The organism is Paenibacillus sp. UNC496MF (assembly GCF_900113915.1).
GTDB classification, from domain to species: Bacteria; Bacillota; Bacilli; order Paenibacillales; family Paenibacillaceae; genus Paenibacillus_Z; species Paenibacillus_Z artemisiicola.
This window is the reverse complement of sequence record NZ_FORE01000005.1, coordinates 633,504-650,996: the sequence shown is the minus strand read 5'-3', so window position 1 is coordinate 650,996 and position 17,493 is coordinate 633,504. Positions and strand designations below refer to the sequence as shown.

The window sequence follows — 17,493 nt, the reverse complement described above, 5'->3', positions numbered from 1 at the left end:
GCCTACAGGCAAAAAAAGATCGCCCTCCGGCAACAGTCCGCTGTTGACCGGGAGGGCGACCTTTTGGCTTGCCGCGATAAGACGTTCGGGAACATACAAGATTAGTGCGAGTCGCCGCCGCTTTCCAATTGCCGCGCCGCTTTCGCGCGACGGACGTTTTGGCGGAGCCCGATGAGAATGACGGCGATGACGACGAGGATCAAGAACGACCATTCGAAGACCGGATTTTGATTGAACACGTCCTCCAGCCGCTTCTCGTGCGTAATCATTTTGGCCGCGGTATACGCGATGACCGCCGAGCCGATATAGACGATCCAAGGGAAGCGCTGAATGAGCTTGATGAACAGCGTGCTGCCCCAGACGACGATCGGAATGCTGATCACGAGACCGAGGACGACGAGGAGAATGCTGCCGTGTCCGGCTCCGGCGACGGCGATGACGTTGTCGATGCCCATCGCGGCATCGGCGATGACGATGGTGCGGATCGACTGCCACAGCGTGTTGCCGGCCTGAATGTCGTGGTCCTCCGAATCGACCAGCAGTTTATAGGCGATCCACAGCAGCAGCACGCCGCCGACGACCATCAGCCAAGGCACCTTGAGCAAATACACGACGAGCACCGTCGCGACGGCCCGGATGGCGACCGCTCCGACCGTACCCCAAATGACGGCTTTCTTCTGCTGCTCCTTCGGAAGCTTCCGGGCCGCGAGGCCGATGACGATCGCGTTGTCGCCGGCCAGGATCAAGTCGATGAAGACGATCGTGACGAGCGCGGTGAAAAATTCAACCGAAAACAATTCCATGATTTCCGCAACACCCTTTCTGAATACCAAGCAACTTGATCGTTCATACGGACCAATCGGCGAAAAGATTCAAAAATCGCGCACATAACCTGTCCGCCCGGGACATACCGTTCATAGACGGGGCTTTTCCCGGTTCGGGGAACTTGCCGGAAGCGTCGGCGCCGCAAGCGCGGCCGCCGCGTCTTCCGAAGGAGGCGGACGAAAGTGGACAGCTTGATCGTATTTATCCAAATCATGTTCATCAACGTGCTGTTAAGCGGCGACAACGCCGTGGTCATAGCGTTAGCGAGCCAGCAGCTGCCGCCGAAGCAGCGGAAGCGGGCGGTGCTCTGGGGAGCCGTCGCCGCGGTCGGCCTGCGCTGCGCGCTGACGCTGGTCGCGATTTACCTGCTCAAGATTCCGTATCTGCAGGCCGCCGGCAGCGTCCTGTTGTTCTTGATCGCGGTCAAGCTCATCATGGACGCTTCGGATCACGCCGAAGAATACCATGCGATGCGCAAGGTCAGCTCGCTCGCGGGCGCGGTGCGGACGATCGTCATTGCGGATTTCATCATGAGCCTCGACAACGTGCTGGCCATCGCCGCGGTCGCGCAGGGCGAGCCCGTGCTTATTTTGCTCGGGATCGTGCTCAGCATTCCGATGATTATTTGGGGCAGCCAGCTGCTCAGCGGCATCCTGCGGCGATTCCCGTCGCTGGTGTATATCGGGGGCGGGCTGCTCGGCTACGCTTCGGGCGAGATGCTCGTCCACGATCCGGCCGTTCACGGCTTCCTGGCGCAAAACGCGGCGTTGCTGACCAAGGCGATTCCGATCCTGCTCATCCCGCTGGTCATCGTCGTGGCGGTGCTGCGCGCGAAAAAGGGCCGAATCCTATAATTTTCAGTAATTTGCAGTACTTTCACTGGTTTTTTGCCTTCCGTTCCATTACACTAGTAAATGTTAAAAATGTGTCGAGAGAAAGGAACTTAGGCATGTCGAAAAACCAATACACCGTCGGGCTGCTGTTTCTGGCTGCCGGCGTTGTGATCTTGCTCGGAAAACTGGGGCTGTTTGCGTTTATCGGCACAAACTTTTGGCCTCTGTTTCTGCTGATTCCCGGCATCCTGCTGCACGTGCTGTTTTTCGGACGACTGCTGCCTCCGTTCGTGTTGATTCCCGGGGCGATTCTGACGATCAACGCCTTTCTTTTTTTCTTTTGCATGGCGTTTGGCTGGAGCAAGATGGAGAATCTGTGGCCGTTCGTCATCCTCAGCATCGCGGCGGGGCTGTACGAATACCATCTTTTCGACGCGTATCGTCCGAAATTTCCGCTTACGCTGGCGATCATCCTGGCGCTCGCGGCGGTATCCTTTTTCGTCATCATGCTCGTATGGGGTTGGGGGCTGTACATCATCGCGGCGTTCCTGATCGCGGCCGGCGCCTGGCTGGTCGTGGGTCGAAGAGCCCGCTGGTAAGGCAAGGCCGTTCGGCATAAGAACGGGTACATGAATCAAGTCGAGAGACTACAGACTAAATAAAAAAGTGGAGTGGATAACGTACTATGCTAGCCAGAGAAAACATCAGAAACATCGCCATCATCGCGCACGTCGACCATGGCAAAACGACGCTGGTCGACAAGCTGCTTCAGCAATCCGGCACGTTCCGCGACAACGAAACGGTGCAGGAGCGCGCCATGGATTCCAACGATTTGGAACGGGAACGCGGCATTACGATCTTGGCGAAGAACACCGCGGTCAACTACAAGGATTACCTTATTAATATCGTGGATACGCCCGGACACGCCGACTTCGGCGGCGAAGTGGAGCGGATCATGAAGATGGTCGACGGCGTGCTGCTCGTCGTCGACGCGTTCGAAGGCTGCATGCCGCAGACGAAATTCGTGCTGCGCAAGGCGCTCGAAAGCCAACTGACGCCGATCGTCGTCCTGAACAAGATCGACCGCCCGAACGCGAGCCCGGAGCAGGTCGTCGACGAAGTGCTGGATCTGTTCATCGAGCTCGGCGCGAACGACGAGCAGCTGGACTTCCCGGTCGTCTACGCGTCCGCGCTGATGGGCACCGCAAGCATAGGCCTCGAGAAGCAGGACGAGAACATGCAGGCGCTGTACGACACGATCGTCGAGCATATTCCGTCCCCGAAGGAAAGCGTCGAAGAGCCGCTGCAATTCCTCGTGACGCTGCTTGACTACAACGAATACCTCGGCCGCATCGCCGTCGGCCGCGTCAACCGCGGCAAGATCCGCCAAGGCCAGGCCGTGGCGGTCATCAACCGCGAGGGCGTGACGAAGCAGGCCCGCATCGAGAAGCTGTTCGGCTTCCAGGGCCTGAAGCGGATCGAAGTCGAGGAAGCCGGAGCGGGCGACATCGTCGCGATTGCCGGCATCCGCGAGATCAACATCGGCGAAACGATCGCCGACCCGGCCAACCCGGAGGCGCTCCCGGTCTTGAAGATCGACGAGCCGACGCTGCAGATGACGTTCCTCGTCAACAACAGCCCGTTCGCGGGCCGCGAAGGCAAATGGGTTACGTCCCGGAAGCTTCGCGAGCGCCTGTACAAGGAGCTTGAGACCGACGTCGCGCTGCGCGTCGACGAAACCGACAGCCCCGACGCGTTCATCGTGTCCGGCCGCGGCGAGCTTCACCTCGGCATTCTGATCGAGAACATGCGCCGCGAAGGCTTCGAGCTTCAGGTATCCAAACCGGAAGTCATCGTGAAGGAAGTCGACGGCACGAAGATGGAGCCGTACGAACGCCTCCTGATCGACGTGCCGGAAGAGAGCATGGGCGCCGTCATGGAGAGCCTTGGCACGCGCAAAGCCGAAATGGTCAACATGGTCAACAACGGCACGGGCCAAGTCCGCATCGAGTTCATCATTCCGGCGCGAGGCCTGATCGGCTACCGCACGAACTTCCTGACGCTGACGCGCGGCTACGGCATCATGAACCATGCGTTCGACAGCTACGGCCCGCTGGCCGGCACGTCCGTCGGCGGCCGCCATCAAGGCGTGCTCATTTCGAGCGAGAACGGCGTGTCGACGTTCTACGGCATGAACGGCGTGGAAGACCGCGGCATCCTGTTCATGGAGCCGGGCACGGACGTCTACGAAGGCATGATCGTCGGCGAGCATAACCGCGACAACGACATCATCGTCAACATCTGCAAGGAGAAGGCGCTCACGAACATCCGCTCGGCCGGCAAGGACGACACGGTTCGCCTGAAGACGCCGATCCTCTTCTCCCTGGAGCAGGCGCTCGAATATTTGAACGACGACGAATACTGCGAAGTAACGCCGAAATCGATTCGCCTCCGCAAAAAAATCTTGAACAAGAGCGAGCGCGAACGCGCGGAGAAGCATCGCAAAACCGCTCAAGCAGGCGTTTAAGCCGAAAAGCGCGTCCCGCTTGAGACGCTTTGACCAAGGCAGGGCAGCGGATTTCCTTCGGGAGAACCGTTGCCCTGCATTTGCTTCGCGGGCATCGTTATGCTATTTATAGTAATGAAGGAGGTAAGCACCATGCAAAGCTGGTTTCATGCGCATCCCGTCCTTACGTATTTGTTGATCCTGGCCTTTACGATTTATATTTTCAATACCGTGTTTCGCGCCCAGAAGCGGCTGCCGATCCTGAAGGAAATTCTCGTCCATCTGCTGATGGCCTTCGGCGCCTTCGTCCTGTTCGTGCTGCAGTACGACATCCTGCCGATCGTGCAGTGCATGGCGGTGGCGGTCTTCATGATGCTGCTGCTTCGCGGCCGCCAGCTGTACGACAAGATCAAGGCAAAACGCGGCAGCGCAAGCCGCTCCGACGCGGAAGGAGTTTGACGCCGTGCGCCTGGACGATGCCCTGTTCAATTGGCTTCAGATTCAGCTCGTCGCCGAAGCCAGGCCGGACGACCGGGCCGCGGCGGACACGCGCGACTTCTTTCGCGATATGCTGACGGAAGACCACGGCCTCGCCAACCTGCTCGTACATAAGACGGACGACACCATGATCCACGTAAAGTACGACAAGGACGGGCGTTCGAAGACGCAGCTGATTCCGCGGGAAGCCGCCGAACAGCTGCTGGCCGACATCAACGCGAATCCGAAATACAACTAACGAAGGTGGAAAACATGTCAAGGAAGGCTACGCACGCCGTTCGACCGAAGAAGAAAAACTACTGGCCGCGCCGCATCATGGTTCTGCTGCTCCTCGTGCTGGTCGGAGTCGCCGGCTACCTGGGCTACTTGGTGTACGTTTCCAAAGACGCGCTGAAGGACATCACGACGGACGCGGATCCGGCGGTCGTCGTGGCGCCCGAGGATTCCGTGAAAGTCAAGCCGGTCGCGTTCATGCTCCTCGGCATGGATACGCGCAAGCAGACGGGAAGCTTGAACACGGACGTCATGATGGTCGCCGCGTTCAACCCGGCAACCAAATCGGCCGTCGTCGTCTCGATTCCGAGGGATTCCCGCATCGCGCTGAGCGGTTACAAAATCAACAAAGCCAATGCGTATTTCGCCAGGTTCCGCGCGCTGGAGAAAGGCGACGGCTTGGATAACGCCGAGGCCGAGAAGGCGGCCAAGAAGGACCTGCGGACCATGTTCGGAAAGTTCTTCGGCATTCCGATCGACTACACCGCCACGATCAACTTCCAAGGCTTCGCGGACGTGGTCGACGCGCTGGGCGGAGTGACGGTCGACGTCGACATGGACATGCATTACGTCGATAACGCCGACGGCACGAACATCGACCTGGCCAAAGGCCGGCAAAAGCTGATGGGCGACGACGCGCTCGACTTCGTGCGCTACCGCAAATCGAACGACGGGAAGAACATGTCCAGCGACTTCGACCGGAACCGCCGCGAAAGCCAGGTGCTCGGCCAAATCGCCGACAAAATGAAATCCTTCTCCAGCGTGCCGAAGATCGCCGGCGTCATCAAGGCGGTCGGCAACAACCTGCGGATGGACATCCCGGCGAACGAGGTCGAGAACATGCTGAAGACGTATTACGGCATTGGCGCGAACGACATCACGTTCATTCCGCTGGAGGGCACGTGGAAAAGTCCGTACGTCTATCTGGACGACGCGAAGCTGCAGGCCGCGAAAGACGCGCTGAGCGCAAAACTGGCGGAATGACGGTGGAAGAGCAATGGCGGCTATGCTATAATGAGGGCATCGGAGCACTCATGACACTGCAGGCAAGGAGGGCATGCGGATGACCGAACCCGTCGCGGTACTCTCTGACGATCTATACGGCGCATTGAATGAGCAACCGTTCGTTCTTCTGCACACGATCGACGCGGAAACCGGGGCACCGACGTCCAACGCGATCTCGTGGATTTATGCGGTCGACCGCGCCACGCTGCGCTTCGCGCTCGACGGCCGCTCGCGCCTGACGGTGAACATGACTTCGACAGCCGAAGCAAGCGTGACGCTGTTCGCGCCGGGAACCGTTCAAACGATCCATGGCACGGCACGGCTCGTCGCGGAGGCTTTGGAAGACGTACCCTTTAAGCTTGTCTGCTTCGACCTCGACATCGCTTCGATCCGCGATGCGATGTTTTACGGCGCACGCTTGTCCGTAAGACCGGAGCATGAGAAAACGTATGATAAAAGAGCCGCCGACAAACTGGATGGACAGGTGTTTGCGGCCATGAAAAAAGCCTAGTGATGCGTTCACTAGGCTTTTTTCATACTCATACGGGTTCTCGCTAATCCGAAGCGGCCCGCCCCTACAAATGCTGGTTCAGCTGCTGCTTGGCTTGCGTTTGCGGCTCGGGCCGCATCGGCTGCACGTCGCGCGGCATCTGCGGCACGATCCGGCCGACGATGTCCGCCATCTCCTCGGCGAAGCCGGCGATCGGACGGCCGCGGCGGATGTCGGCGCCGAGCTCGTTCAGCCGATGGGAGAGGTCGATGTCGGCGGTAACGGCCGCGTTGATGCCGTATGGGTCTTTGCGGAGCGCCTCCGCTACGGCGTACTTGATCGTGCCGACGCGGGAGCGGTCTACGTTGCCGGCGACGTCGATGCCGACGACCGCCGTATTCTGAAACACAACGCAGTGCGCGCCTTTCACGCCGGGGACCTTACGCGCCAAGCTTTCCAAATGCGCGGCCACTTGCTTGGGATTGCTGATCGTCTTCTTCTGCGGCGAGCTTTGCTGGGCGCGAACGCGGTTATCATTTTGCGGAGAGGGTGATGTCTCATTGCGGGCGACGGTATTGCAACCTGCTGCCAGCAAGCAAAGGAGCATAGCGGGCACCAGCCATTTCCTCATATTCGCCACCTGACCTTTCTAAAGTCTGCATCCTGTGTTCAAGCCTAGTTTGCCTAGACGAGGGTTTCGCTATGTACGCCTTTGAACGAAATTCCCAACGCCAGGAGGGCTCACGATGAAAAAAATATTCGTGCTCGACACCAATGTACTGCTCCATGACCCGCAAGCGATCTTTGCCTTCGAGGACAACGAGGTCATTATCCCCGCGGTGGTGTTGGAGGAGATCGATTCGAAGAAGCGGCTTGCCGACGAGCTCGGCCGCAACGCCCGGCATGTATCCCGGCTGCTGGACAACATGCGGGAAGGCGGGCATTTGCATGAAGGGATCGGACTCGAGAGCGGGGGCGTGCTCAAGGTAGAGCTGAATCATCGAAGCTTCGTGCGGGTGCAGGAAATGTTCGGGGAGATGACGAACGACAACCGGATTTTGGCGGTGGCCCTGAACTATCATCTGGAGGAGCAGGATAAAGGGACGGAGCGCCCGGTCATCATCGTCAGCAAAGACGTGCTGGTGCGGATCAAGGCCGACGTGCTCGGCATCGAAGCCCAGGATTACTTGTCCGACCAGGTCGTGGCCCCTTCCGAAGTCTACGCGGGCTATCTGACGCTGAAAGTGCATCCGTCCGTCATCGACGAATTCTACACGTACCGGTTTCTGTCGATCAAGAGCCTCCAGCTCGGCACGCGGCTGCATCCGAACGAATTCGTGATCCTGCGCGACGAGATGGGCACCTCGAAATCGGCGCTGCTGAAGGTCAGCCAGGATGCCGCGAGGCTGGAGCCGCTCTACTTAAGCAACGACCCCGTATGGGGCATTACCGCCCGCAACGCCCAGCAGCGGATGGCGCTCGAGCTGCTGCTGAACGACGACGTTCCGCTCGTCACCCTGACGGGCAAGGCGGGCACGGGCAAGACGCTCCTGGCGCTCGCGGCGGGGCTCATGAAGGTGGAAGACGAGCACAAATATAAAAAATTGCTCATCGCGCGGCCTGTCGTGCCGATGGGCAAAGATATCGGGTACTTACCGGGCGAGAAAGAAGAGAAGCTGCGTCCGTGGATGCAGCCGATTTACGATAATCTGGAGTTCCTGTTCGATACGAAGAAGTCGGGCGACATCGATAAAATTCTGATGGGCCTCGGCAGCATCCAAGTCGAAGCGCTGACTTATATTCGGGGACGCTCCATCCCGGGGCAATTCATCATCGTCGACGAAGCGCAGAACTTGACCCGGCACGAGGTCAAGACGATCGTCTCGCGCGTCGGGGAAGGAAGCAAAATCGTGCTGATGGGCGATCCGGAGCAAATCGATCATCCGTACCTCGATTCCATCAGCAACGGACTCACGCATGCCGTGGAGCGGTTCAAGCAGGAGGGCGTCAGCGGCCATATGACGCTGGAGAAGGGCGAGCGCTCCAAGCTCGCCCAGCTGGCGGCGGACCTGCTCTAGACGGCCGCCGGGACGACGGTCTCGAACGAACAGCGGTACGCGCGGGCGATGCCCGCGAGCAATGCTTCTTGATGACGGTCGACGGCCAGGAGCCGCCGGCCGTCTTCTTGTTCAAGCGACGCGAGGGCATGCTCGTCCGCCTGCGTCAGCGCGGCCGCGAGCTCCGAGGCTTCGCCGTCCGCGGCGGCCAGGGCGACGACGGACGCGAGCCCGAGGTCGAGGAACCGGTTGCCTTCGCGGGTCGTCACGCCGTAATCGCCGAAGACGCGGTCGTTCGCGACCCACGCGGGCTCCAGCATCAGCCACAGCCCGCGCTCGGTCTCGACGTTGTACTTGGCGGCGAGCCGCAGGACGGCATCTCGGGCTTCCGGACCGTCGACGAAGAGCAGCGTCTTGTGGCGGTCCACCAAGGTGACGGCATCGGCGATGCCTTTGACGATCTGCGCGTAATAACCGGGGAGCTTGTCCTCCGGCAGGTGCAGCTCGAGACTGTAAACGGCGTTCATCGGCAACATTCTCCTTTCGATCGGCGTCTATGAGCTAGTATGCACGATCGCGCGCCTCGGCGCAACGCGGGCCGGCGGCGAAGCGGCTAGCGACAAAAAAACGCTTTCTTGTTACAATGATAGACAAGGAATGGCAGTGAAGCCAACCGGCAAGGAGGGAGAAGGTGTCACGCAGAAAAGCGGTCATTCTGCTGCTGAGCGTATTCACGATATGCGCGGCGCTGCTCGTGTCGACGTCGGGCAAGCCGGGCTCGCCCATCGCGCCGTTAGGCGGCGGGGCGCCTTCCGGCCAGCTGCCGCAGGTCGCGAACGGCGACGACCAGGAGCCGATTACGCTGACGATCGCCGTCTCCATGGACGAGACGGAATTTCAATATTGGATCAAGAGCAACGAGCGGTATTTGCAAGGCCATCCGCGGGTAACGGTCAACCTGACGAACATTCGCGACGAAGACCCCGACGCCGCGCGCAAGCAGGCGTCCGAAACGGGCGAGCCCTTCGACATCATGCTGCTCGATAACGACCGCGTCCGCGAACTCGCGATGCGGGGCGTTCTGCTGCCGGCCGACGAGATCGTGACCGGCGATTTCGCCGCGGACCAGCTGGAAGCGCTCACGGACATGGTGAAATGGAACGGCTCGCTCTGGGGCGTTCCCGTGGACGGCAACCCGCTGCTGAACGTCTGGTCCAAGCCGCTGCTGAAAGCCGGCGGATCGGCCGGACCGCCCAAGGACATGGCCGCCTTCAAAACCCTGGCGGCGACGCTCGCGGCTTCGAAGCCCGGCGTCAGTCCATTCAATCTGAACAGCGCGGATGCCCGGGCTTTGTCCGCATGGCTCGGATTGTTCCAGGAGGACGCGAAGCCGGCGGCGAACCTGTCGCCGTTCACCGCCGCTCAGAAAGAGCAGCTCCGCTTTGCGGCCGAGCACGCGAAGGAGCTGACGCGGTACGACCCGCTGCTGCAGGGGAGCGAGCTCGTTCAAGCGTTCCGGGAGGACAAGCTGCTGAGCGCGGTCATCCCGTGGACGGTGTATTTCCGGTTCAGCGACGCCGAACGCTCGCTGCTGTCGATCGGCTCCGCGAACGGCCCCGTCGTGCGCAGCAACGGGCGAAGCTTCGTGCTGACGGCGGAGACGGACAAGCTGGCGGACGCACGGGAATGGATCCGGGCGATGACGGAGCCCGAAGCGCAGCTCGCGCGCTACCGCGCGTTCGGCCGTCTGCCGGCGCGTACCTCGGTCATGACGGGCGAGTTCGAATTCAACGAGATCGCGAATCGCCCGCCGCATTATTTGGTGCCGATGCTGCAGACCGCGGCCGCGGCGCCGGATCCGCCTTGGCGGGAGCGGTGGGAACGCTGGTCCGCGCTGTGCGCCTCGCTCGGCGGCAATGCCCGTCCCTTCACGCCCGAGGCGGCCGAGCGGCTGATCGCCGAATGGAACGGGGAACGGCCGGCAGGCACGACAAAAAGCGGCGCCGAAGCGCCGCCGACAACGTCCTTATAGCCGGCCTTGGCCGGGATTAGTTGGGGGGGGACGGGATGAAATGAAATCAGAGGGGAAGACCGCGTGCCCGGCTTCGCCTTACAGGCTGATCGAGAGTTTGATGACCAAGGCGCCTTCCTTGACGGAGACCGATTTCGCTTTCAGAAACGATACGATTTCGGACGGATAAAAGCCTAAGTCGAACTGCCGTTCGAGCTGCTTGCGCGTCGTATCGGGCAGCGCCAAGCCGTTAAAGATCAGCTCGTCGACGTGGAACAGGATCGAGCCCGCCGGCTCCAGCGTATAATGGCCGGACAGCTCGACCTCGAGATCGTCCTTCTTGCCCGTAATGATGACCTTGTCTTCTTTAAAGGCGAACGCGAAGTTGTCGAAGAGGGGGTTCTGCCCGCGCAGGAAGGCGTTCAGCTTGCCGTCCGGAATCGTCAGCGTGTAATTGAAGCCGTCGATATCCAGCATGCCTTCGTCCTTCTCGACCCAGGACGGGATTTGGCCCATCGCCTTCGACAGCGCGTTGAAGTAGCGGTTTACTTCGACCAGCCCGACGTTCTGCCAATAAGCCGTATAGTCGTCGATCAGGGACCGCAGCTTGTCCGCGTCTTCCCTGCCGTTCAAGGCGGAATCCACGTCGCTCTGCAGCGCGACGACTCGGGCCCGCTGCGTTTTCAGGCGGGTTTCGACTTCGGTCAGCTGCGCGGATTGGGCGTTCAGCGAGGCGACGGCCTTCTTCAAGGCTTGATAATGCGCTTGATAGTCGTTCAGCGTGTCGCGGTCGGACGCGAAGATCAGATCGAAAAAGTCCAGGATGGCCAGCATGCCTGACAAGCTGCGGGACGAAAGCAGCGCCGTCAGCAGCGAATTGCGTTCGCCGGTATAATAAGCGCGGAGCACCTTGCCGGCTTCCTCGCGTTTCCCGTCGATGTCGGCTTCCTGCTTGTCCAGCGCCGCTTGGGAGGCGGAAAGCTTAGCCTTGACGGCGGTTTGCTCCGTCTGGATGCGCGCGATTTCCTTGTCGATCTCGACGACGGAGAGGCTTTTCTCGAGAACGCTTCGGGTCTCTTCGTCGGCCGGGACGGCGGGCTCGGCGAGCGCGGGAGAAATCGTCAGCCATAGCGCGAGCGCCGCGGCGGCAAGCGACGCAGCCCGGCGGCGTGTCGTTCCTTGCACGGTCAACCCCCTTTCTGGCGGCTGTGCATGCCCTACTATATGCGCAAGAGGAGTCTATTATATCCGGCACCGGCAATTTTGTCCTAGGGAAGGAGGCGATCGCGCATGCGGCGCGAAACGCGGTTGGAGACGGCGATATTACAGGCGATCGAAAGCGGCGGCCGCCGCGGACGGGCGGTGGGAGCGGGTGCTTCAAGCTCCGCTTCGGAACGGCCGGCGATGACGTTTCGCGACTATATGGCGATGTGCCTGTACGACGAACGGGACGGCTATTACCGGGCGGGCGGCGTCCGCGTGGGCCGGGCGGGCGATTTTTATACCAGCTCCGCGATCGGCACGATCATGGGCGGCAAGCTGGCGGGGTATGCGGCCAAGCTCGCCGGGTCGCAGGAACTTCCCGTCACGGTCGTTGAATGGGGAGCGGGCACGGGCGCGTTGGGTCAGCACATGCTGACGGCATGGGAGGCCGGCCGTCCGGATCGGAGCCCGGAAGCGTACTGGCTCGTTGACGGAAGTCCCGCCCACCTGGCGGAGGCGCGGCATCGGCTGGGGGAGGGAACGGGCACGCCCGGAAGACCGGCCGTGAAGTACATGGCGCCGGGCGAAGCGGAAGCCGCCTTATGGGCGAGCGCCGACGATCGCTTTCTCGTCGTGATCGCCAACGAGCTGCTGGACGCGTTCCCGGTGCACCGGGTCGTCCTGCGCGGCGGAATCTTGCGGGAGCTGGGGGTCGCGGCGGCCGCGGAAGGCGAAGGGGAAGGGGGGGCGTTCGTCTATGCGGAGATGGCGCTCTCGGACGACCGGCTCGCGGCCGCGCTGCGCCGGGACGGGATCTCGCTGCGGGAAGGCCAGATTCTCGAGGTGAACCTGGCCGCGGAGGCGTGGCTCGCGGACATGGCCGCGCGGATTGCCCGCGGCTGCCTCGTGCTCGTCGATTATGGCCACGAAGCGCGGGAGCTGGCGGCTCCGCACCGGATGCGCGGCACGCTGCTCTGCTATAAGGAGCATATCGCCCGCGACGAGCCATTGCTCGATCCCGGCGGCCAGGACATGACCGCGCACGTGAACTTTACCGCCTGCATGGCCGCCGCCGCGGCCGCGGGCTGGGAGCGGGTGTATTACGATACGCAGAAGCAGTTCCTCGTCGACGAAGGCGTGCTGGCGGATTTCGCGCCGCATGACGGGACGGACCCGTTCGGCGAGGCGGCGCGGCATAACCGCGCCATTCGCCAGCTGCTGCTCAGCGACGCGATGAGCGAGACGTTCAAGGTGCTCGTGCTGCGCAAATAGACGCGCCCGTCGAAAAAAGGCTGTTCCGGAGAGCTTGTCTCCCGGAACAGCCTTTTGGTTGTTTTTATAAGGTGAAACGTCCGTCCGTATATTTAGAATGGGTTCCCCATTACAAATACCGTCCAATACGTGAAGCCGACGAACGAGATAAACATGTATCCCCAGAACATCAGCATATAGGTTCTTTCGGAAAAGTTCAAATAGCCTAACAGGACAAACACAGCGGTTTGGATAAAGAACAAGAGCGCCATCTCGTTCATGTGTCCCGCGAACGCCATCAGCGCGATCACAAGCGTCCAAAAGCCGAGCACCCGGAACATGCGTGCCATGAAATTCTCCCCCTCTCGTCAGTCTCGACCCGATTTCTATTGCCCATTATAACGTTTCAGGTAACGACTGTAAACTGTTTCAATCGTGACGAATTGGCAAACTTTTTAACTTGCAAAGCGTCTTGGTACAAGTTTGCTTCAATTTGGCTGAAAACATGTATGAGCCTAAAAAAAAATGGATATACAATTTAGTATCCGATAGATTCTATGAACTCTACCAAGGGCATAGAGATAAAGTAAGCGCCTAATGTTGGGAGGTTTTGGTTGCATGACAGCAGTGAGACAAGATGCCTGGAGCCCGGATGACGATCTCATTCTGGCCGAGGTCACGCTGCGGCACATTCGCGAAGGCAGCACGCAGCTAGCCGCGTTCGAAGAAGTGGGGGAGCGGATCGGCCGCACTTCGGCGGCCTGCGGTTTTCGCTGGAACAGCTGCGTTCGCAAGCGCTATGAAGATGCCATTCAGATCGCGAAGCAGCAGCGCCAAAAGCGGAATTATATGAAAAAGCAGACGTACGCCGCAACCCCTCACGTGTCTTCCCTGAACGTAATGGATGCCGAGGAGCGCGCCTACAAAAATGACCCGCTGACGGAAGAATCGCTCTCGATCGATACCGTCATCCGGTTCCTGCGCCAATGGAAAGCGACGTACCAAGAACTGAACCGGCAGATCAAATCGCTCGAACGCGATTTGCGGGACAGGGAGGAAGAACTGCTTGCGCTGCGCGAGATCAACGAGCGGCTGTCCCTCGAAGTGAACAACGCGCAGACGGATTACCGCGCGGTGAACGACGACTACAAGACGCTGATTCAGATCATGGATCGCGCCCGCAGGCTGACCGTATTGACCGAGGAAGAAGAATTGAAGCCGCGTTTCAAAATGGACGCGAACGGAAATTTGGAACGCATCGAATAAGGCCGCCCCGTGCGGCAACCCCTTAAAATCTCTCCGTACCTGATGCAGGCGCGGCGGGATTTTTTCGTTTGCTTCTGGTACGATGGCGGTAGAACGATTCAGAACGAGCGAGGTGGACGCGTGAACATCATCATCGTGGGCGCCGGCGCGCTGGGGCTGCTGTACGGCGCGAGACTGGCGCTGGCGGGGCACGGCGTCGTCCTGCTCACCCGGTCGGATGAGCAGGCGGGCGCCCTTAACGACCAGGGACTCTTATATAAGGAAGCGACGGGCGCGGAGACGAAGGTCGGCATCCCGGCCGCGTCCGTGCGGCAGTTCGTCGATGCCGGCGCCGGCCGCGGGTTCGGCGCGGATTGGGCCGTGCTCGCCGTGAAGCAGCCGCACGTCGACGCGGGGCTGCTCGCGGATTTGGAGCGGCTGCTCCGGGGAGGGGTGCCGCTGCTCGCGCTTCAGAACGGCATCGGGCATATGGAACGGCTGGCGGAAGCGCTGCCGGCGTCGCGGGTCTACGCGGCCGTGACGACGGAAGGCGCGCTGAAGCCGGACGAACGGACGGTACGGCATACCGGAACGGGGCGGCTCGCATTCGGCCGCTGGGACGGCCGGAACGACGACGGCGCGGAGGCGCAAAAAATGTTGCTTGACGCGCTGGCAGATGCAGGAATCGAGGCGAATCTGTCGAATGAGATCAAAGATCAAGTTTTCCTAAAATTATTGCTGAACGCGGTCATCAATCCGCTGACGGCCATTTACCAAGTCAGGAACGGCGAGCTTCCGCGCGATCCGTACCGCCTGCGGCTGATGCGGGCGCTGCACGACGAAAGCGAAGCGATTCTCCGCGCGGCGGGGCTGCGGTCCAAGGAGGATCTTTGGGAACGCCTGCTCGGCGTATGCGCGGCGACCGCCGGCAACGAGTCTTCGATGCTGCGGGACGTGCGCGCCGGGCGCATGACGGAAATCGATTGGATCAACGGCGGCATCGCCGGGTACGCCAAGCGTCTCGGTCTTTCGTCGCGGATGAACGACGCGGTCCTTGCCCTCGTGAAGGCGCTGCGCGTGACGTAATTCTTCGGGAGGAGGAGAGCGGGTTGGGCTGGATTTGGGATAGCATCAAGCATGTATATGCCCTATTGGCGGTCATTCCCGTCGTGCCGTTCCTGCTCGTCTATTTCGGCTACGCCGCCGTCAGCGGCGACCGGAAAAAAGCGTTCCGCCTCGCCATGGACGTGACGACGGCCCTGCTGATCGGCTGCGTGGCGGTGCTGTTCAACGATATTTTCGACAGCGGCTTCGGGCTGTACGGCATCCTGCTCATCCTGCTGCTCGGCGGCGGGCTGCTCGGGAACATGCAGTACCGGTCGAAGGGCAACCTCGATCTCCGGCGCGTCTCGCGCGCCATTTGGCGGCTCGGATTTTTTCTGATGAGCGTCTGCTACGTGATCCTCATGTTCGTCGGCATCGGCAAGAGTTTGTTTACCGCCTGAATCGCGGCCGCCGCGGTTTTATCGGACCCTCCGGAAACGGGGGGTCTTTTATTTTGACGGTTACCGAAACAATGTGTACAATGAATGAGAAAAAACGCATGCCATTATAGAGCTCGTATACCGGAGAAAAGAAGGTAGAGACTGTTGATGAGAACAGAACCGGTCCGGCTGCCGTCCGGACAGCCGCTCGTCGAGGCTTACGCGAAGCGCAGCCATCCCGGCGTGGAAGCGCTGTTCGGCAGCCACCCCGCGGAAGAATCGCATTGGCACCGTCGCATGAACTGGCTGGAAGCCCATGGGGACAAACGCGTACAGCCCGAACGCCTGGCAGATGCCTTGCTGGCGTATAATAAACGAATGAACGCCGCGCCCGCCGTCCTGGCGAACATCGAAGCGATCCGCGCGGGCGCTCCGGTCGTCGTCACCGGCCAGCAGGCCGGCTTGTGGACGGGACCGCTGCTGGTCATACATAAAGCCGTGACCGCGATCGCCGCGGCCAGGGAAGCGTCCGGACTGACGGGCAGGCACGTGGTGCCCGTGTTCTGGATCGCGGGCGAGGACCACGACTGGGACGAGGCGAACCATGCCTACGTCCGCGCGGCCGAAGACAAGCTCGTCCGCGTCGCGATCGACCGTCCGGCGGGGGGCCGCACGTCGGTCAGCCGCACGAAGCTGGCGAAGCCCGCGATGGCGGAAGCGCTGCAGCGGCTCGGCGCCGTCCTGCCGGACAGCGAGTTCAAGCGCGAGCTGCTGGACGCGCTGAGCCGCTTCGCGGCGGATCACGACGACCTGTCCGGCTGGTTCGCCGCCGTCCTGGGCTGGCTGTTCGGAAAGCAGGGCCTCGTGCTGCTGGATTCCGACGATGCCGGCATCCGCGCGCTCGAAGCGCCGATGTTTACCGCGATGATCGAACGCAACGACGCGCTCGAGGCGGCGTACAAGCGGTCCGAAGCGGCGCTTCGCGAGCTGGGCTTCGCCCCGTCGGCGGACGTCGCCGACGGCTGCGCGAACCTGTTCGTGTTCGAGGCGGACGAACGGACGCTGCTGTATAAGGAAACGGACGGGAGCTTCCGCAACCGCAAGGAGACGTGCCGGCTGTCGCGCGACGAGCTTCTGCGGATCGCCGCGGAAGAACCGCAGCGCCTGAGCAACAACGTGCTGACCCGGCCGCTGATGCAGGATTACCTGCTGCCGGTGCTCGGCGCCGTGCTCGGACCCGGCGAGGTCGCCTATTGGACGCTGACGGGCGAAGCGTTCCGCGCCATGGGCATGGAAATGCCGCTGATCCTGCCGCGGATGTCGTATACGCTGGTGGACGCCGCGACGGAGAAGCAGATGGCCAAATACGGGCTTTCCTTCGACGACGTCGTGCATCGTTACGCCGACCGGCGCGAAGCTTGGCTCAAGGAGCGCGACGAGCTTGGCATCGAGGAACGCTTCGCCGAAGCGGGCGCGCAATTCGAAGCGCTCTACGCGCCGGTCATGCGGCTGTCCGCTTCCGTGGAGAAAGGGCTCGAGGCGCTCTCCGCGAACAACCTGCGCCGCATTTTGGACCAGATCGCTTATTTGGAGAAGCGGACGAAGGAAGCGCACGCGCGGCGCTTCGACGCCGCCCTGCGCCAGCAGGACGGGGTCGCGCTCGCGCTGTGGCCGGAAGGCGGACCGCAGGAGCGGACGCTGAACATGGCGGACTTCTGGAACCGGTTCGGGGCGTCGTGGCTGGAGAAGCTGCTGGAGGCGCCGTACGACCGGTCCGGCGGCCATTATCTGATTTTTTTATGAGCGAAGGGA

General features: G+C 61.2%; 19 protein-coding genes. 14 read left to right on the top strand and 5 right to left on the bottom strand.

What is annotated here, in order from left to right:
* Window positions 1-101: 101 nt before the first annotated feature.
* A complete protein-coding gene (locus BMZ79_RS08025) occupies window positions 102-803 on the bottom strand; it encodes a TerC family protein (protein WP_090638407.1) in 702 nt (233 codons plus the stop codon).
* Window positions 804-1,007: 204 nt separating this feature from the next.
* On the opposite strand from BMZ79_RS08025, the gene BMZ79_RS08020 reads away from it, so the two are divergent.
* The 7 genes from BMZ79_RS08020 (at window position 1,008) to BMZ79_RS07990 (ending at window position 6,451) form a co-directional block, all read left to right on the top strand.
* Window positions 1,008-1,679 carry a TerC family protein gene (locus tag BMZ79_RS08020; RefSeq protein WP_090638404.1) on the top strand — a complete coding sequence of 224 codons (672 nt, stop codon included), beginning with the start codon at window positions 1,008-1,010 and terminating at the stop codon, window positions 1,677-1,679.
* 95 nt (window positions 1,680-1,774) lie between these two features.
* Entirely contained in the window at window positions 1,775-2,257 is a 483-nt protein-coding gene (locus tag BMZ79_RS08015; RefSeq protein WP_090638402.1) for a hypothetical protein, read from the top strand.
* Between the two features lie 86 nt (window positions 2,258-2,343).
* Window positions 2,344-4,185 carry a translational GTPase TypA gene (typA, locus tag BMZ79_RS08010; RefSeq protein WP_090638400.1) on the top strand — a complete coding sequence of 614 codons (1,842 nt, stop codon included), beginning with the start codon at window positions 2,344-2,346 and terminating at the stop codon, window positions 4,183-4,185.
* 132 nt (window positions 4,186-4,317) lie between these two features.
* Window positions 4,318-4,623: a YlaH-like family protein gene (locus BMZ79_RS08005; RefSeq protein ID WP_090638397.1), complete on the top strand. Its 306-nt coding sequence runs from the start codon at window positions 4,318-4,320 to the stop codon at window positions 4,621-4,623.
* A gap of 4 nt (window positions 4,624-4,627) precedes the next feature.
* On the top strand, window positions 4,628-4,900 hold the full coding sequence (locus BMZ79_RS08000; protein ID WP_090638395.1) for a hypothetical protein: 273 nt from the start codon (window positions 4,628-4,630) through the stop codon (window positions 4,898-4,900).
* Window positions 4,901-4,914: 14 nt separating this feature from the next.
* Window positions 4,915-5,919 (top strand): LCP family protein, encoded by a 1,005-nt coding sequence (locus tag BMZ79_RS07995; RefSeq protein WP_256252598.1) that lies wholly within the window; start codon window positions 4,915-4,917, stop codon window positions 5,917-5,919.
* 79 nt (window positions 5,920-5,998) lie between these two features.
* Window positions 5,999-6,451 carry a PNPOx family protein gene (locus BMZ79_RS07990; RefSeq protein WP_090638392.1) on the top strand — a complete coding sequence of 151 codons (453 nt, stop codon included), beginning with the start codon at window positions 5,999-6,001 and terminating at the stop codon, window positions 6,449-6,451.
* Between the two features lie 64 nt (window positions 6,452-6,515).
* Here the strand turns inward: BMZ79_RS07990 and BMZ79_RS07985 are convergent, their stop codons facing one another.
* Window positions 6,516-7,037, bottom strand: coding sequence for a YhcN/YlaJ family sporulation lipoprotein (locus BMZ79_RS07985; protein ID WP_371263656.1), 522 nt, complete (start codon window positions 7,035-7,037; stop codon window positions 6,516-6,518).
* A gap of 139 nt (window positions 7,038-7,176) precedes the next feature.
* On the opposite strand from BMZ79_RS07985, the gene BMZ79_RS07980 reads away from it, so the two are divergent.
* Window positions 7,177-8,508, top strand: a complete 1,332-nt coding sequence (locus BMZ79_RS07980; protein WP_090638388.1) for a PhoH family protein — start codon at window positions 7,177-7,179, stop codon at window positions 8,506-8,508.
* On the opposite strand, the gene BMZ79_RS07975 is transcribed toward BMZ79_RS07980, so the two are convergent.
* Window positions 8,505-9,014: a hypothetical protein gene (locus BMZ79_RS07975; protein ID WP_090638386.1), complete on the bottom strand. Its 510-nt coding sequence runs from the start codon at window positions 9,012-9,014 to the stop codon at window positions 8,505-8,507. The genes BMZ79_RS07980 and BMZ79_RS07975 overlap by 4 nt on opposite strands.
* 164 nt (window positions 9,015-9,178) lie before the next feature.
* On the opposite strand from BMZ79_RS07975, the gene BMZ79_RS07970 reads away from it, so the two are divergent.
* The gene (locus tag BMZ79_RS07970) at window positions 9,179-10,519 is read left to right on the top strand and encodes an extracellular solute-binding protein (protein WP_090638384.1); all 1,341 of its coding nucleotides are present in this window, start codon (window positions 9,179-9,181) and stop codon (window positions 10,517-10,519) included.
* 78 nt (window positions 10,520-10,597) lie between these two features.
* Here BMZ79_RS07970 and BMZ79_RS07965 read toward each other — a convergent pair whose 3' ends face one another.
* Window positions 10,598-11,683 carry a coiled-coil domain-containing protein gene (locus BMZ79_RS07965; RefSeq protein WP_090638382.1) on the bottom strand — a complete coding sequence of 362 codons (1,086 nt, stop codon included), beginning with the start codon at window positions 11,681-11,683 and terminating at the stop codon, window positions 10,598-10,600.
* A gap of 105 nt (window positions 11,684-11,788) precedes the next feature.
* On the opposite strand from BMZ79_RS07965, the gene BMZ79_RS07960 reads away from it, so the two are divergent.
* Complete coding sequence (locus BMZ79_RS07960; RefSeq protein ID WP_090638379.1) at window positions 11,789-12,973, top strand: class I SAM-dependent methyltransferase; 1,185 nt, start codon at window positions 11,789-11,791, stop codon at window positions 12,971-12,973.
* Between the two features lie 92 nt (window positions 12,974-13,065).
* Here BMZ79_RS07960 and BMZ79_RS07955 read toward each other — a convergent pair whose 3' ends face one another.
* Entirely contained in the window at window positions 13,066-13,302 is a 237-nt protein-coding gene (locus BMZ79_RS07955) for a DUF2626 domain-containing protein (protein ID WP_090638377.1), read from the bottom strand.
* A 268-nt stretch (window positions 13,303-13,570) separates the two neighbouring features.
* Here BMZ79_RS07955 and BMZ79_RS07950 point away from each other — a divergent pair, with 268 nt between their 5' ends.
* The 4 genes from BMZ79_RS07950 to bshC all read left to right on the top strand — a co-directional run bounded on the left by BMZ79_RS07950 (window position 13,571) and on the right by bshC (window position 17,484).
* A complete protein-coding gene (locus BMZ79_RS07950; protein WP_090638374.1) occupies window positions 13,571-14,218 on the top strand; it encodes an RsfA family transcriptional regulator in 648 nt (215 codons plus the stop codon).
* A gap of 120 nt (window positions 14,219-14,338) precedes the next feature.
* The gene (locus BMZ79_RS07945; RefSeq protein ID WP_177222046.1) at window positions 14,339-15,283 is read left to right on the top strand and encodes a ketopantoate reductase family protein; all 945 of its coding nucleotides are present in this window, start codon (window positions 14,339-14,341) and stop codon (window positions 15,281-15,283) included.
* A 23-nt stretch (window positions 15,284-15,306) separates the two neighbouring features.
* A complete protein-coding gene (locus BMZ79_RS07940) occupies window positions 15,307-15,702 on the top strand; it encodes a DUF3397 domain-containing protein (protein WP_090638368.1) in 396 nt (131 codons plus the stop codon).
* 147 nt (window positions 15,703-15,849) lie between these two features.
* Window positions 15,850-17,484, top strand: a complete 1,635-nt coding sequence (gene bshC / locus BMZ79_RS07935) for a bacillithiol biosynthesis cysteine-adding enzyme BshC (protein ID WP_090638365.1) — start codon at window positions 15,850-15,852, stop codon at window positions 17,482-17,484.
* Window positions 17,485-17,493: the final 9 nt, after the last annotated feature.